12 protein-coding genes and 1 pseudogene are annotated in these 12,702 nt (G+C 72.2%); 4 read left to right on the top strand and 9 right to left on the bottom strand.

Features of this window, described 5'->3' with window-relative positions; genetic code table 11:
* A pseudogene (locus EXE48_RS17075) lies at positions 1-581 on the top strand (hypothetical protein); the annotation flags it as partial.
* Between the two features lie 109 nt (positions 582-690).
* On the opposite strand, the gene EXE48_RS17070 reads toward EXE48_RS17075, so the two are convergent.
* The 9 genes from EXE48_RS17070 to cheB all read right to left on the bottom strand — a co-directional run bounded on the left by EXE48_RS17070 (position 691) and on the right by cheB (position 10,891).
* Positions 691-1,950 carry an ATP-dependent ribose-1-phosphate kinase gene (locus EXE48_RS17070; protein ID WP_137712095.1) on the bottom strand — a complete coding sequence of 420 codons (1,260 nt, stop codon included), beginning with the start codon at positions 1,948-1,950 and terminating at the stop codon, positions 691-693.
* Complete coding sequence (locus EXE48_RS17065) at positions 1,947-2,918, bottom strand: ribose 1,5-bisphosphate isomerase (protein WP_137712094.1); 972 nt, start codon at positions 2,916-2,918, stop codon at positions 1,947-1,949. The genes EXE48_RS17070 and EXE48_RS17065 overlap by 4 nt, the downstream gene beginning before the upstream one ends.
* 125 nt (positions 2,919-3,043) lie before the next feature.
* On the bottom strand, positions 3,044-3,736 hold the full coding sequence (locus tag EXE48_RS17060) for a ribulose-1-phosphate aldolase (RefSeq protein WP_121600129.1): 693 nt from the start codon (positions 3,734-3,736) through the stop codon (positions 3,044-3,046).
* Entirely contained in the window at positions 3,733-4,446 is a 714-nt protein-coding gene (locus EXE48_RS17055) for a ribulose-1,5-bisphosphate 5-phosphatase (protein ID WP_137705397.1), read from the bottom strand. Before EXE48_RS17055 ends, EXE48_RS17060 begins: the two co-directional genes overlap by 4 nt.
* Positions 4,447-4,576: 130 nt before the next feature.
* Entirely contained in the window at positions 4,577-5,449 is an 873-nt protein-coding gene (locus EXE48_RS17050; RefSeq protein WP_053770651.1) for a CheF family chemotaxis protein, read from the bottom strand.
* Positions 5,450-6,664, bottom strand: coding sequence for a HEAT repeat domain-containing protein (locus tag EXE48_RS17045; protein WP_053770650.1), 1,215 nt, complete (start codon positions 6,662-6,664; stop codon positions 5,450-5,452).
* Positions 6,664-7,482 (bottom strand): CheR family methyltransferase, encoded by an 819-nt coding sequence (locus tag EXE48_RS17040; protein ID WP_053770649.1) that lies wholly within the window; start codon positions 7,480-7,482, stop codon positions 6,664-6,666. Before EXE48_RS17040 ends, EXE48_RS17045 begins: the two co-directional genes overlap by 1 nt.
* Positions 7,479-9,797, bottom strand: coding sequence for a chemotaxis protein CheA (locus EXE48_RS17035; protein WP_053770648.1), 2,319 nt, complete (start codon positions 9,795-9,797; stop codon positions 7,479-7,481). Before EXE48_RS17035 ends, EXE48_RS17040 begins: the two co-directional genes overlap by 4 nt.
* Positions 9,797-10,891, bottom strand: coding sequence for a chemotaxis-specific protein-glutamate methyltransferase CheB (cheB, locus tag EXE48_RS17030; RefSeq protein ID WP_137712093.1), 1,095 nt, complete (start codon positions 10,889-10,891; stop codon positions 9,797-9,799). Before cheB ends, EXE48_RS17035 begins: the two co-directional genes overlap by 1 nt.
* Before the next feature lie 102 nt (positions 10,892-10,993).
* Between cheB and EXE48_RS17025 the strand changes: the two genes are divergently transcribed.
* From EXE48_RS17025 to EXE48_RS17015, 3 genes are all read left to right on the top strand, one after another.
* Positions 10,994-11,467 carry a chemotaxis protein CheW gene (locus tag EXE48_RS17025; RefSeq protein WP_053770646.1) on the top strand — a complete coding sequence of 158 codons (474 nt, stop codon included), beginning with the start codon at positions 10,994-10,996 and terminating at the stop codon, positions 11,465-11,467.
* Positions 11,468-11,573: 106 nt separating this feature from the next.
* Positions 11,574-12,269, top strand: coding sequence for an RAD55 family ATPase (locus tag EXE48_RS17020; protein WP_053770645.1), 696 nt, complete (start codon positions 11,574-11,576; stop codon positions 12,267-12,269).
* On the top strand, positions 12,269-12,661 hold the full coding sequence (locus EXE48_RS17015; protein WP_053770644.1) for a DUF8057 family protein: 393 nt from the start codon (positions 12,269-12,271) through the stop codon (positions 12,659-12,661). The genes EXE48_RS17020 and EXE48_RS17015 overlap by 1 nt, the downstream gene beginning before the upstream one ends.
* Positions 12,662-12,702 lie beyond the last annotated feature (41 nt).

Raw genomic sequence — 12,702 nt, 5'->3', positions numbered from 1 at the left:
TCCCGGCGGACGGGAGCGGGACCGACGGCGGCCGCGGAACCGACGGAGACGGCGGCGACGGAACCGACGGAGACGGCGGCGACGGGGCCGACAGCGACGACGAGGAGGTAACGACGGTCGTCCGGCAGGTCGGTGCCGCCCTCTCGGGCCCCGCGTGGGACCGGACCGAGCGGCGCGGCTTCTGCACGCTGATCACCGAGGAGGGGGAGGCCTCGTGGCTCCTCGACGACGCGCCCGAAGCGGTCCGCGCGTTCGTCGAGGAGACCGACTTCGCGGCGTCGGTGCTCGTCTACGTCGAGTCCGTCGGTCCCGACACCTGTCACGACGAGATCACGTTCGATAGCACCGGCATGGGCGTCGAGGACGGGACCTTCGTCGCGGACGCGACGGTCCGGGGGCCGGGGAGCGACGACGTCGCCTGCGGCGACGCGATCACCTACTCGGCCGCGCTGATCCGGGTCACGAGCGACCCGCTCCCCGACGCGGCCCGGCTCTCCGTCACCGACGGCTGGGGCGAAACGGGGACGGTGCGCGACGGCGAGGGCGTCCCGGACTCGGACCGGCTCGCCGGCGGGATCTGATCCGCCGGGGACGGCTCGACCGTTCCTGTTTCGGTCGAAAACGACGTGGAGCGGCCCGCTCCGCGCCGCTGCGCGAGGGTGCGACCCGCGGACGACGCCCGCGCCCGGTTCAGGCCCGTACTTCGATCAGGAGGTCCGTCTCGGGCGACTCGCCCATCCGCTCGCGGACGCGGTCCCACGAGAGGTCGGTGCGGGCGGTCACCGATTCGGTTGCGACGGCGCCGCAGGCGTTGCCGACGAGTATCGGCACCTGGTAGTCGCGCGGGTCGTGCGAGAACCCGTCGCCGGTGATCTCCGGCTCCCGGAGCGCGGCCGCGAGGAACCCGGCCGCGAAGGCGTCGCCCGCGCCGGTCGTGTCGACCGGGTCGGCGTCGAACCCCGGGTGCGAGACGCTGCCGTGCGGCGTCCGCACCGTCGCGCCCTCGTCGCCGAGCTTGATCGCGACGACGCGGTCGTCCGGCTCCCACGGGTCCACGTCGGTCGCCGCGTCGAGCGCGTCGGCCTCGCGGTCGTTTACGAAGAGCACGTCGCTCGCGTGGAGCGCGGCGTCGAACTCGCGGTCGGCGACGCGGCGACCGGGGTCGAAGCTGCGGGTCGCGCCCGCCTCCGCCGCCGCTGTCGCGAGCGCCGCGGCGGTCTCGGGCTGCTGGCCGGTGAGGTGGAGGTGGTCGGCGGCCGCGAGCGTGTCGCGGTCGAGCCCGGCCGCGGAGAACGACTCGTTGGCGCCGTCGTTCGCGAGCATGAGCAGCTCGCCGCCGCCGTCGACGATGACGTACTTCACCGAGGTTGGCTCGTCGGCGTCGACGAGCACCTGTCCGGGGTCGACGCCGGCGCTCGCGAGTTCGCGCAGCGCCAGCGCGCCCGACTCGTCGCCGCCCACGCTGCCGTAGACGACCGACTGGCCGCCGAGGTCGACGAGCCCGACCGCGACGTTCGCCGCGCTGCCGCCGCCGGACTGTTCGAGCCGGTCGATCCGCGTCTCGCCGTCCGGCTCGGGGAGGCTGTCGACGTGGATCGTCACGTCCCAGTTGATGTGGCCCGCCGAGACGACCTTCGGCACGCGGTCGGCGTCGTCCGGGGTCAGGTCCGGGTCGCGATCGATCGCGGGGTCGACGTCGTCGTCGGAGGCGGCGTCGGCGGCGGTCCCGTTACCGGCGTCGCCGTGGGTGTCCGCGTCGCCGTCGGCGTCGCTCGCGTCGCCGGAGGGGTCGCCTTCCCACTCGTCGACCTCGCTTTCCCACTCCGCGACGGTCTCGTCCCAGTCGTCGACGCCCTCGCCCTCGGCGGGGTTGGCGTCGTTGGAGGGATCGCCGTCGGCTGGGTCGCCCGCCGGCGGGTCGTCGCCCGGAGCGCCGTCGCGCCCGCTCATGGCTCGGCCCACGGCTCGGCGGCGCCCTCGCCGAACAGCTCCCGCATCAGCGTCACGATGCTTTCCGGGGGGAACTGGCCGTGCTCGGTGACGATCGCGTCCATGTACCGCGGCGGCGTCACGTCGAACGCGGGGTTCTCGACGGTGATATCGCCGATCGCGTCGCGCGTCCCCGGCTCGATCACCTCCTCCTCCGAGCGCATCTCGATCTCGACGGTGTGGCCCGTCAGCGTCTCCGGGTGGAGCTTGATCGTCTGGGCCGCGGTCATGATCGGGACGCCGCGCTCGCGGGCGTTGACCGCGAGCCCGGAGGTGCCGATCTTGTTGATCACGCCGCCGTCCGCCGCGATCGAGTCGGCGCCGACGACGACGTGGTCGACCTCGTCGAGGTAGCGCCGCGCCGCGGAGTCGACGATGAGCGTGACCGGAACGCCCATCTCGCGGAGCGCCTCGGCCGTGATGTGGCCCTGCTGGCGCGGGCGCGTCTCCTTGACGACCGCCGAGATCGACTTCCCCTGTTCGACGGCCGCCTCGATGCACGCCAGCGCGTCGGTGGAGTGGCAGTGGGTCATCACCGTGTCGCCGTCCGCGAGGCGGTTCGCGCCCACCTGCCCGAGGTCCTCCTGCGCGCGGTCGAGCTGGTCGACGAACGACTCGCTGGCGTCGACGATGCTCCGACGGAGCCGGTCGACCGAGTCGCCCTCCATCCGCTGGAGGACGTAGCGGAGGGCGTTCGGCAGCGACACCGCTGTCGGGCGCGTCTCGCGGAGCGTCCGCGCCGCGGCGCGCATCGACGCGCGGAACGCCTCGGGGTCGCTCGCGGTCGCGTCCGCCTCGGCCGCGGCGGCGGCCTGGTCGGCGAGCGCCTCGGCGGCGGCGGAGGCGATGGTGGCCGCGCCGCGGATCTCCATGGTCGCGATCGACTCGGCGGTCTCGCGGACCGCCGGCGACGGCTCAGTATCTGTCATACCGATCCGGTAGCCGCCCGTGTATTTATAGAACCGGCCGACCGGCGGCGAAGACGGCGCCGGCGCCGCCCGGTGTCGGGCCGCTCTGCTCCACGTTGGGGCGCTCTGCTCCGCGTCAGCCCGCTCTACTCCGCGTCGGGCTGCTGCCCGTAGCTCTCGAACCGCTCCTCGACCGTCGCCATCTGCTCGTCGGTGAGGACGTGCGGCTCGCCGACGGCGGACGCGCGCAGGTAGAGCCGACAGATGTCCTCGACGTGGCGGGTGTTCTCGACCGCCGTCGCCACGTCGGGGCCGGTGACGACGAGCCCGTGGTTCGCTAAGATTGCGGCGTCGGAGTCGGCCTCGGCCATCGCGGCGACGACGTTCGCGGCCAGCTCCTCGGTGCCGTACGGCGCGTAATCCGCCAGCGGGACCTCTCGGCCCACCGCGGCGATCATGTAGTGGATCGGCGGGAGCCGCCGGTGGAGCGTCGCCATCGTCGTCGCCCACGGCGAGTGGGTGTGGACGATCGCGCCGGGCCGGTCGTGTTGGTAAATGCCCGTGTGCATCGGCACCTCGCTCGACGGCGCCATCCGGCCGGCGAGCCGCTCGCCGTCGAGCGAGACCACCGGCACGTCGACCGCGTCGAAGGAGTCGTACGGGACGCCGGTGGGCGTGACGGCGACGCGGTCGCCCTCGCGGACGCTCAGGTTCCCGGTCCGGCCGGGCGTCAGGTCGGCGAGCGCCGGGGCGTACTCGACGACCGCCTCGCGCGCCTCGCGCAGCAGGTCCGGGTTCGCGTCCGGGTCGGAGCCGGCGCCGGAGCCGTCGGGGCTCACGCCGCCACCTCCGTCAGGTCGGCGAAGGCGTCGAGCCGGTGGTCCGGGCGCTGTCGCGCCGGGAGGTCCGCATTGGGGGGCGCGTCGCCGTCGGCGACGAACAGCGCCGAGTCGATGCCGACGGCGTCCGCGCCGGAGACGTCCGTTTCGACGTTGTCGCCGACGGCCAGCGCCTCGCTCGGGCGGTGGTCGAGCGCCGCGAGCGCGGTCGTGAACGGGAGCGCGCTCGGCTTCTCGCGGCCCACCTCCTCGGAGGTGACGAGCAGGTCGATCCGGTCGTCGATCCCGAGGCGCACGAGCTTGCGAAGCTGGACTCGCGTGGTGAGGTTCGTCACGACCGCGACGTCGGCCCCCGCCGCGTCGAGGGCGTCGAAGACCGCCTCGACGCCGTCACAGAGCGACATCGCGCCGAGGAAGCCGTTCCAGTAGGCGTCGCCGGCCGCCAGCGCGCCCGCGGGGTCGGGCCCGCCGGCGTGCCGGGACAGCCCGCGCTTGAAGTAGACGTGTCGGGAGTGCGAGGCCGCGGTGCCGCCGGTCTCGCGCTTCGTCTCCCGCCGCCCGGTCGCGTACAGGTCGTCGAACGCCGCGCGGTCCAGCTCGTACCCGCGCTCGCGGAGGGCGTCGAGCGCGGCCCGCTTGCCCGCCTCGTTACAGGGGGCGTACGGGTACAGCGTGTTGTCGAGGTCGAAAAGCACTGCCTCGTAGCTCATGCCCGTACTGCGCCGGGCGGCGACTTAAGCGTGGTTCGACGCGCCGACAGGGCGGCGCGGCGGCGGAGCAGCGGCGCGGCAGCAGAGCAGTGGCGCGGCAGGGCGGCCGTCGCTCCCGGAGATCGGGCGCCTACTGCTCGTTCATCGCCTCGCTGGCGATGTTGCGGCCGCGGGAGTTGAGCGCGACCTCGCGGCGGATCCGGACCTCCTCGACGACCTCTAACTCGACGAGCCGCTCGAACGTCTCCTCCACGTCGTCGACGTCCATCCCGAGGAACGAGGGGATCTCGAACGGCGAGACGCCGGAGTACAGCGCCATCAGCACCTCGCGGTCGCGGCTGGAGAGGTCGACGTTCGTCGACGAGCGCTCCTCGCCCTTCCGGAGCCACGACTCGACGAACCGCATCCGGCTCGGCTCGCCGGCGACGTGCGTCTCGATGCTCGTCCCCTCGTCGTCGGTGTGCGACACCTCGATGACGGGCTTCTTCTCGCCGTTCACCGTGCGCTTCGCGGCGTCGAGGCCGCTGATGTCGTCGAGGTCGAACTTCACGAACGCGCCGCGCTCTAGGGCCGCGTTGAGCCCGTTCTCGTCGATCTTCACGCGGGCCTGCTCCCACTCGGTGTCCTGGACGACGCCCCCCTCGATGGCGGGGTGTTTCGCCATCACGGTCTTCTGGTCGAGCAGCGCGCGGTACACGTCACGCTCGAACAGCTCGTGGTCCGAGGCGGCGACGAGCAGCACCTGCTCGCCGAGGTCGAAGCTCACGTAGTTGGAGACGCGCGCGACCGACTGGTTCGCGTCGTGGCGCCCGCCGAGCCGCTCCAGCTTCGACAGCGGGACGGTCCGCTTCCCGTCGTTGCCGGCCAGGATTAGCCGCCGGTTCGAGAGGAGGACGCGTCCGGGCGTCCACGACACGTCGCTCACCTTGCGGCCCTCGCGGACCGCGACGGCGAACTTCGCCTGCGTGTCCGTGATCTTGTACTCGCCGTCCTTCTGCGCCATTTAGGGACCCCCCGCGCGGAGCTTCGAGACCGCCGAGAACACGCGCTTCCTGACGGCCTGGCTGTCGTCGTCGGCGTACTCTTCGAGCCGGTTGAGCGTCTCCTGCCCGCCGATCTGTCCGAGGACGAACACCGCCTTCGCGCGGGCGTCATCCGGGTGTTCGGGCCCGAGCCTGTCGAGCAGTCGGTCCTCGGCGACCGGGCCGCCGAGGCTCTTCAGGCTCGTGGCCGCGAACTGCGCGGTCTGCGGGTCGTCGTCCGCCAGCGCGTCGGCGAGCGCCTCGACCGCCGCCGACGCGTCCGGGTCGGCCACGCGCCCGAGGATCCACGCCGCGTTCCGCCGCTGGCGGGACTGCCGGCCCTCGGTGAGGATCTCGACCAGCGGCTCGACGACGGTCGCGTCGTCGGCCGCCTTCAGCTCCGAGACCACCTGGTCGCGGACCGCGTGGCTCTGCTGGGTCGGCACGTTCGAGAGCAGTTCGATCACCGAGTAGACGGCGGCGTTGCGGACGACCCCGCTCTCGTCGCCGAGCGCCCGCGCGAGCGGCTCGACCGGCTCCGGGGTGCTCGCCTTCCCGAGCGCGCCGGCCGCGATCCGGCGGATCGACTCGTCGCCGTCGTCGAGCAGGTCGAGGAGGGGCGACAGCGCCTCGTCGGTCCCGATCGTGCCCAAGGCGTTCGCCGCGGCGCGCCGGACCCGCGGCTCAGCGTCGTCGAGGCGCTCTCGCAGCCCCGGGATCGCCCGGGGGTCGGCGAAGGTCCCGCAGGCCTGCGCCGCGCGGAGCCGGACGCGGGGGTCCTCGTCGTCGAGCGCGGTGACGAGCGGTTGGAGGCCGCTCGCGTCGTCGAGGCGCCCGAGCGCGTTCGCCGCCGCCATCCGGAGCTCCGGGCGGTCGGCCTCCAGCGCGCGGGCGAACTTCTGGGCGGTCACCCACTCGGCCTCCGAGTCGCTGCGGCCCCCCGTCAGCTCCTCGAGGAGCTGTTGGAGCGCGGCCTCGCCGATCTCGTCGAGCGCGTCGACCGCGGCCCCGCGGACCTCGGGGTCGTCGTCCGTCGTCGCCGCGCGGAGCAGCGCGTCGACGGTCGCCTGATCGCTCTCGTCGGCGATCTCCCCGAGGAACTCGGCGGCGCGCCTCCGGACGGCCGCGCTGTCGCTCGCGAGCGCGTCTCGGATGCTGTCTACGTTCCCGTCCCGAGCGTGCTGGTACAGCGACATCAGCGCCTCCCGAACACCCGCCGTCGCTTGTCGATTGGTTCGTAGCGGTCGCTCCGGTCCGGGGGGACGCTCTCGGTCATCCCTAAGACGAGGACGCCGTCGTCGGCGAGCGACGCTTCCAACGTGTCGAACAGGGCCGACTTGTGGTCGACGTCGATGTAGATGAGCAGGTTCCGGCACAACACCACGTCGAACGGGTCGCGGGCGCCGTCGCGGATCAGGTCGTGCGTCTCGAAGTCGACGAGTCGCTTGACCGCGGCACGGACCTGGAACGTGTCGCCGTCGCGCTCGACGTAGCGGTCCGGATCGGAGAGCGGTTCGAGCTCCTCGGCGATGTCGGTCGTCCGCGTCGTGTGGTAGACGCCGTCACGGGCGTTGTCGAGCGCCTCCTCGCTGATGTCGGAGCCGAGCACCTCCACGCGCGACTCGTCGATCTCGGGGTCGTCGCAGGCCAACATCGCGACCGAGTACGGCTCGCGGCCGTCCGCCGAGGGCGCGGACCAGACGCGCACGCGCCGCTGGTCCGCGGTCCGCTCGCGCAGCACGTCGCGGAGCACGTCCCACATCTCCGGGTTGCGGAAGAACTCCGTCACGTTGATCGTGAGCGCGTCCATCAGCGCCTGCCGCTCCTCGGCGTCCTCGCGGAGGATGCGCTCGTACTCGGCGTGCGACTCGGTGTCGCGGCGGCGCATCCGCGCCGTGATCCGGCGGTCGAGGTACGACTCGTTGTAGTACCCCGGCTCGAACGGGACCGTGTCGTCGATCTGGCGGAGCACGCCTTCGAACGCCGTCTCGCCGTCGTCCGTCGACCGGCTCATAGGCTCACCACGTCGAGCACGGCCACGACGTCGCCGTCGCCGAGGACCGCCGTGCCGCTGAGGCCCGGCGTCCCCGAGAGCGGGCCGTCGAGGGGTTTGACGACCACTTCCTCCTGGTCTAACACCGCGTCGCAGTGGAGCGCGACCTGGCGCGTCTCCTCGCGGATGCGGACGAGCATGCCGTCGTCGGTCGGGTCCCCGCCGGGCTCGTCGGCGGAGTCGGCCGCCGTGGGATCGGCCGGGACGAACCCGTCGTCGCCCGGCTCGTCGACCGCGACGCCGCCGTCCGCGGCGGGCGACTCGGTCGGGGTCGACTCGGCCGCCGTCGCGTCTATCTCGCCGAGCCGCTCGTTCAGCCGGACGACCGGGTAGAGGTCGTCCTCGTGTCTGACGACCTCGTCGCCGTGGACCTCCTCGACGTCGTCGGCGCGGGCGACCTCCGCGATCGACTTGATCGGGATGCCGTACTCCGTGCCGCCGACGTCGACGAACATCACCTTCACGATGGCGACGGTGACGGGCAGCCGGAAGCGGACCGTGCTCCCCTCGCCCGGCTCGCTCTCGATCGAGACGGAGCCGTCGAGGTCGCGGGCGGTCGTCCGGACCACGTCCATCCCGACGCCGCGGCCGGAGACGTCGGTGACCTCGTCCGCGGTGGAGAAGCCGGGGTGGAAGACGAGGTCGTACACCTCGCCGTCCTCCATCGCCTCGACCGCCTCGCGGCTCTTGACGCCCTCGTCGACCGCCTTGTCGCGGAGCTGGTCGGGGTCGAGTCCGCTCCCGTCGTCCGAGACCTCGATGATCACGTGGTCGCGCTCGCGCTCGGCCGTGAGCTCCACGCGACCGGTCGGGTCCTTGCCGGCGGCCTCGCGCTCCTCGGGCGGCTCGATCCCGTGGTCGACCGCGTTCCGCAGGACGTGGACGAGCGGGTCGCGCATCTCCGTGAGGATCGTGCGGTCCAACTCCACGTCGTCGCCCTCGATCTCGAAGTCGATCCGCTTGTCGAGGTCCCGCGAGATGTCGCGCACGAGCCGCGGGAACGAGTCGGACACCTGCGAGAACGGGATGAGCCGCATGTCCATCGCCGTGTCCTGGAGGCTGGAGGCGAGCTTGTCGAGCTCGTCTAAGGCGTCGGACTCCGCGTCCGTCCCCTCTATCTCCCGGCGGAGCTTGATCCGGCTCGTCACCAGCTGCTCGACGAGGCCGTACAGCTCGTCGACCTGGTCGACGTCGACGCGGATCGACTTGATCTCGTCGCCGGACTTGGAGTCGGACCCCCCGGCGGAGCCGGAGTCGCCGCCGTCGTCGGACCGTTCGTCCGCCTCGTCGGCCTCCTCGTCCGAACTCGCTTCATCGGCTGCTTCGGCGGGCGTCGGGTCGGCGGCCGCGTCGTCGTCGTCGGCCGGGTCGCCCCCCGCTGCGTCGTCCGCTGCTGTGTCGTCCTCCGCCGCATCGCCCGCATCGGCGTCGACCGACTCGGGTTCCTCGTCGTCCGCGTCGCCCGAGTCGCCGACCGCGACGGCGGCGACCGACTCGACCTGCGTGAGCGCCCGGAGCCCCTCTGCGACGACGTCGGGGTCGGCGCCGCCGACGAAGGCGTCGAACGACTCGTCGTACTCGCCGTCCTCCAGCGCCTCCGGCGACGGGTCGGTCGCGTGGCCGTCGAACTGCTCGTCGAGGGCCTGGAGGACGAGCGCCGCGTCGACGCCCGGCATCTGGGCGTCGCCGATCGTCACGTCCGCGTACGCGACCGGGTCCGGCAGGTCGGCCGCGCCCGCCGGCGGCTCCGGCACCGAGAGGTCCGGGGCGTCGTCGGCGTCGCCGCCGGAGTCGCCGTCGTCGGGCTCCTCGGCGTCGGCGTCCTCGGCATCAGCGTCTTGATCGTCGGCTTCTGCCGCGTCCTCGCTTCCGCCGTCGGCGCCGTCCCCGCCGCCGACGGTGCCGTGTTCCTCCATCTCGCGCAGCCGCGATTCGAGGTCGGAGGGGTCCGTCGACACCTCGCCGGCGTCGGCGATCTCCTCGACCATCGCCTCGACGGCGTCGACCCCTTCGAAGAGGAGGTCCATCAGCTCCGGCGTCACCTCGCGCTCGCCCTGTCGGACCGCGTCCAGCAGGTCCTCCAGCGCGTGCCCGAAGTCGGAGACGTCCTCGTACCCCATCGCCGCCGCGTTCCCCTTCAGCGTGTGGGCGACGCGGAACACGTCGTCCATCGCCTCGGCGTCCTCGGGGTCGGCCTCCAGAGCGAGTAAGGCGTTGTTGAGGTCGGTGATGCCGTCCTCGGCCTCGGCGACGAACGCCGCGCGGTGGGAGTCCATCAGGCCTCACCCCCGACTATCGCGCCGGCCACGTCGTCGAGGTCGTACACCGCGTCGACCCCGCCGGTCTCGACCGCGCGCTTCGGCATCCCGTAGATGACGCAGGTGTCCTCGCTCTGCGCCAGCGTGCGCGCCCCGGCGTCGGCCATCGCGCGGACGCCCTCGGCGGCGTCCGACCCCATCCCGGTCAACACGACGCCGACGAGCGGGTCGTCGACCACCTCTGCGGCTGACCGCATCGTCACGTCGGCCGCGGGGGTGACGGTGTGGGTGTCGTCGTCCGCGTCGAGTTTGACGCGGAGCCGGCCCGCCCGGTAGCTGTCGATCACCGTGTGGCTCCCGCCGCGGGCGACGAGCGCCTCGCCGGCGCCGATCCGCGCGCCGTCGCTCGCCTCCCGCACGTCGTACGCGGAGGCGGCGTCGAGCCGCTTCGCGAACCGCGAGGTGAACGCCTCCGGCATGTGCTGGACGATCACCACGCGGCAGTCCGCCATCGGCAGCGCCGACAGCACGCGCTCGACCGCGTTCGGGCCGCCGGTCGAGGCCGCGATCACCACTGTCAACGGTTCGTCGACGGCCGCTCCGTCCGCGTCGGAGCCCGCGTCCGGCGACCGCGACGCCGCCCCGCTGGGGTCGTCGCGCTCCCGGGTCGCGGCGTCGAGGTCGGCGCCCGCGACCGAGCGTACCGCCTCCACGAGCCGGTCGGACTCCCGCGAGACGCCGGTCGACACCTCGCCGCCGGGCTTCGCGAAGAAGTCGACCGCCCCGCGGTCCAGCGCCTCGAATGTGACCTCCGCGCCCTCGTCGGTGTGCGCCGACAGCATCAACACCGGCGTCGGCGTCTCCTCCATCAGCCGCTCGACCGCTTCGAGTCCCCCCATCCCGGGCATCTCCACGTCCATCGTGACGACGTCCGGACGGGTCTCGGCGACCACCGAGAGCGCCTCTTCACCGTCCCCCGCCTCGCCGACGACCGCGACCCCGGCGTCGCTCAGGAGGTCGCTTATCAGCCCCCGCATGAACGGGGAGTCGTCGACGACCACCACCCGCGGCGACCCGTCCCGACCGCCGCGCCGATCCGTCGTCCTGCTCATGTCACAGGGCGGGCGCAGAATCAGCATAAATCCACGGACCCAGTAATCACCCCTGATAATTCAGGGAACACGGTTATTTGTCGGTTTACCGCAGGTGTGGGCATGGCAGCCACAGAGGCGGAGGCCGAACCGACCAAGGTGTTGGAGTTCGGGCTAGGCGACGGGACGTACTGTCTGGACATCGGCGTCATCGACGAGATCGTCGACGCGGGCGAGCTCACGCGGATCCCCAACTCGCCGGACCACGTCGAGGGCGTGATGGACCTCCGCGGCCGGACGACGACGATCGTCGACCCGAAGACCCTGTTCGACATCGAGGGGGACGGGAAGCGCGAGCGGATCGTCGTCTTCGACGACGCCGAGATCGACGAGGGCGGCACCGTCGGCTGGATGGTCGACGAGGTGTTCCAGGTCCGCGACGTCTCGCCCGAGGACGTCGACCGGGGCACCACCGTCGAGGACGAGGGCGTCCGCGGCATCGTCAAGTCCGACGACCGGTTCGTCGTGTGGGTCTCGCCGGACGTCGACGACGCGCTCGCCGCCGACCTCGACGACGTCGACGCCGCGGAGGCGTAGACGGCGGATCCGGCCGTCGGCCGCGCCGGGCCGCCGCGGCCGATCGGTTCTCACCCGTGAGAACCGGGTGCCAACGCTTATCAGCGGCCCAACGTGTCACGTACGTATGCGCGTCTCAAGCGGCGTCCCGGGGTTCGACGGCCTCGTCGACGGCGGGTTTCCCGACGGTCGGCTGTACGTGGTGAGCGGGCCGCCCGGGAGCGGCAAAACGACCTTCTGTTCGCAGTTCGCGGCCCAGGGCGCCCGGAACGGCGAAGACGTCCTCTACATCAGCATGCACGAGACCAAGGAGGGGATTCGCGAGGACATGAGCGGCTACGAGTTCGGGTTCGACCGCGCGCTCGACTCCGACCGCGTCACCTTCCTCGACTCCTTCTCGTCGGACGGTCGCCGTTTCTTCGGGCTCCCCGGCGACCGCCGCGACCGGTCCGGCGTCACCAACCGGCTCACCGGCTTCATCAACTCCCGCGACATCGACCGGGTCGTCTTCGACTCGACCATGCTGTTGCGGTTCCTCCTCGACGACGACGAGGACACGATGATCCAGCTGCTCTCCTCGCTGAAGCGGACCGACGCCACGACGCTCCTGATATCGGAGATGACCGACCCGAGCGCCTACTCGGAGGAGCACTACCTCGCGCACGGCGTCGTCTTCATGCACAACTACCTCGAGGACGAGGGGATGCGGCGCGGGATCCAGGTACTGAAGATGCGAGGGACGGACGTCGACACCGACATCCAGGACGTGGAGTTCACCGACGTGGGGCTCCGCGTGGGCTCGGCAGCGACGGTGACGCACTGATGTACGCCCGCACGTTCGGCACTGAGTGGGACGACCTCTCCCGGGAGGAGGCCGTCGAGCGCGCCTTCGCGCTGGGCGTGGCGTCGTGCGTCGGCGACCCCCGGCCGGCGGAGCTGGACCGCGTGCTCCGGGATTTCGACGGCGAGTACGACCGAAGCATCATCCAACTGGCGTACGACCAGGGCCGGACGAAGGCGCTCGAAGCGACGGCGGAGCGGGACGACCCCGAGGCCGACGAGGTCTGGGCGGAGCTGGTCGACGGGCTCGGCGAGCCGCGGGAGTCGCCGGTGCCCGCCGCGCTCCCCGGTGCGATACGCGAGTTGACACTTACCGACGAACCGCCGGAGGGCCCGCCGTCGTCGCTCGACCTCCCCTCGATGCTGCGGAAGTGATCCCTCGGAAGGGTTTTACCCCGCACTCTCTCACACTCGAC

Origin of the sequence: Halorubrum sp. ASP1 (assembly GCF_005435135.1) — an archaeon.
GTDB lineage: Archaea > Halobacteriota > Halobacteria > Halobacteriales > Haloferacaceae > Halorubrum > Halorubrum tropicale.
This window is presented reverse-complemented; position numbering and strand designations above follow the sequence as displayed.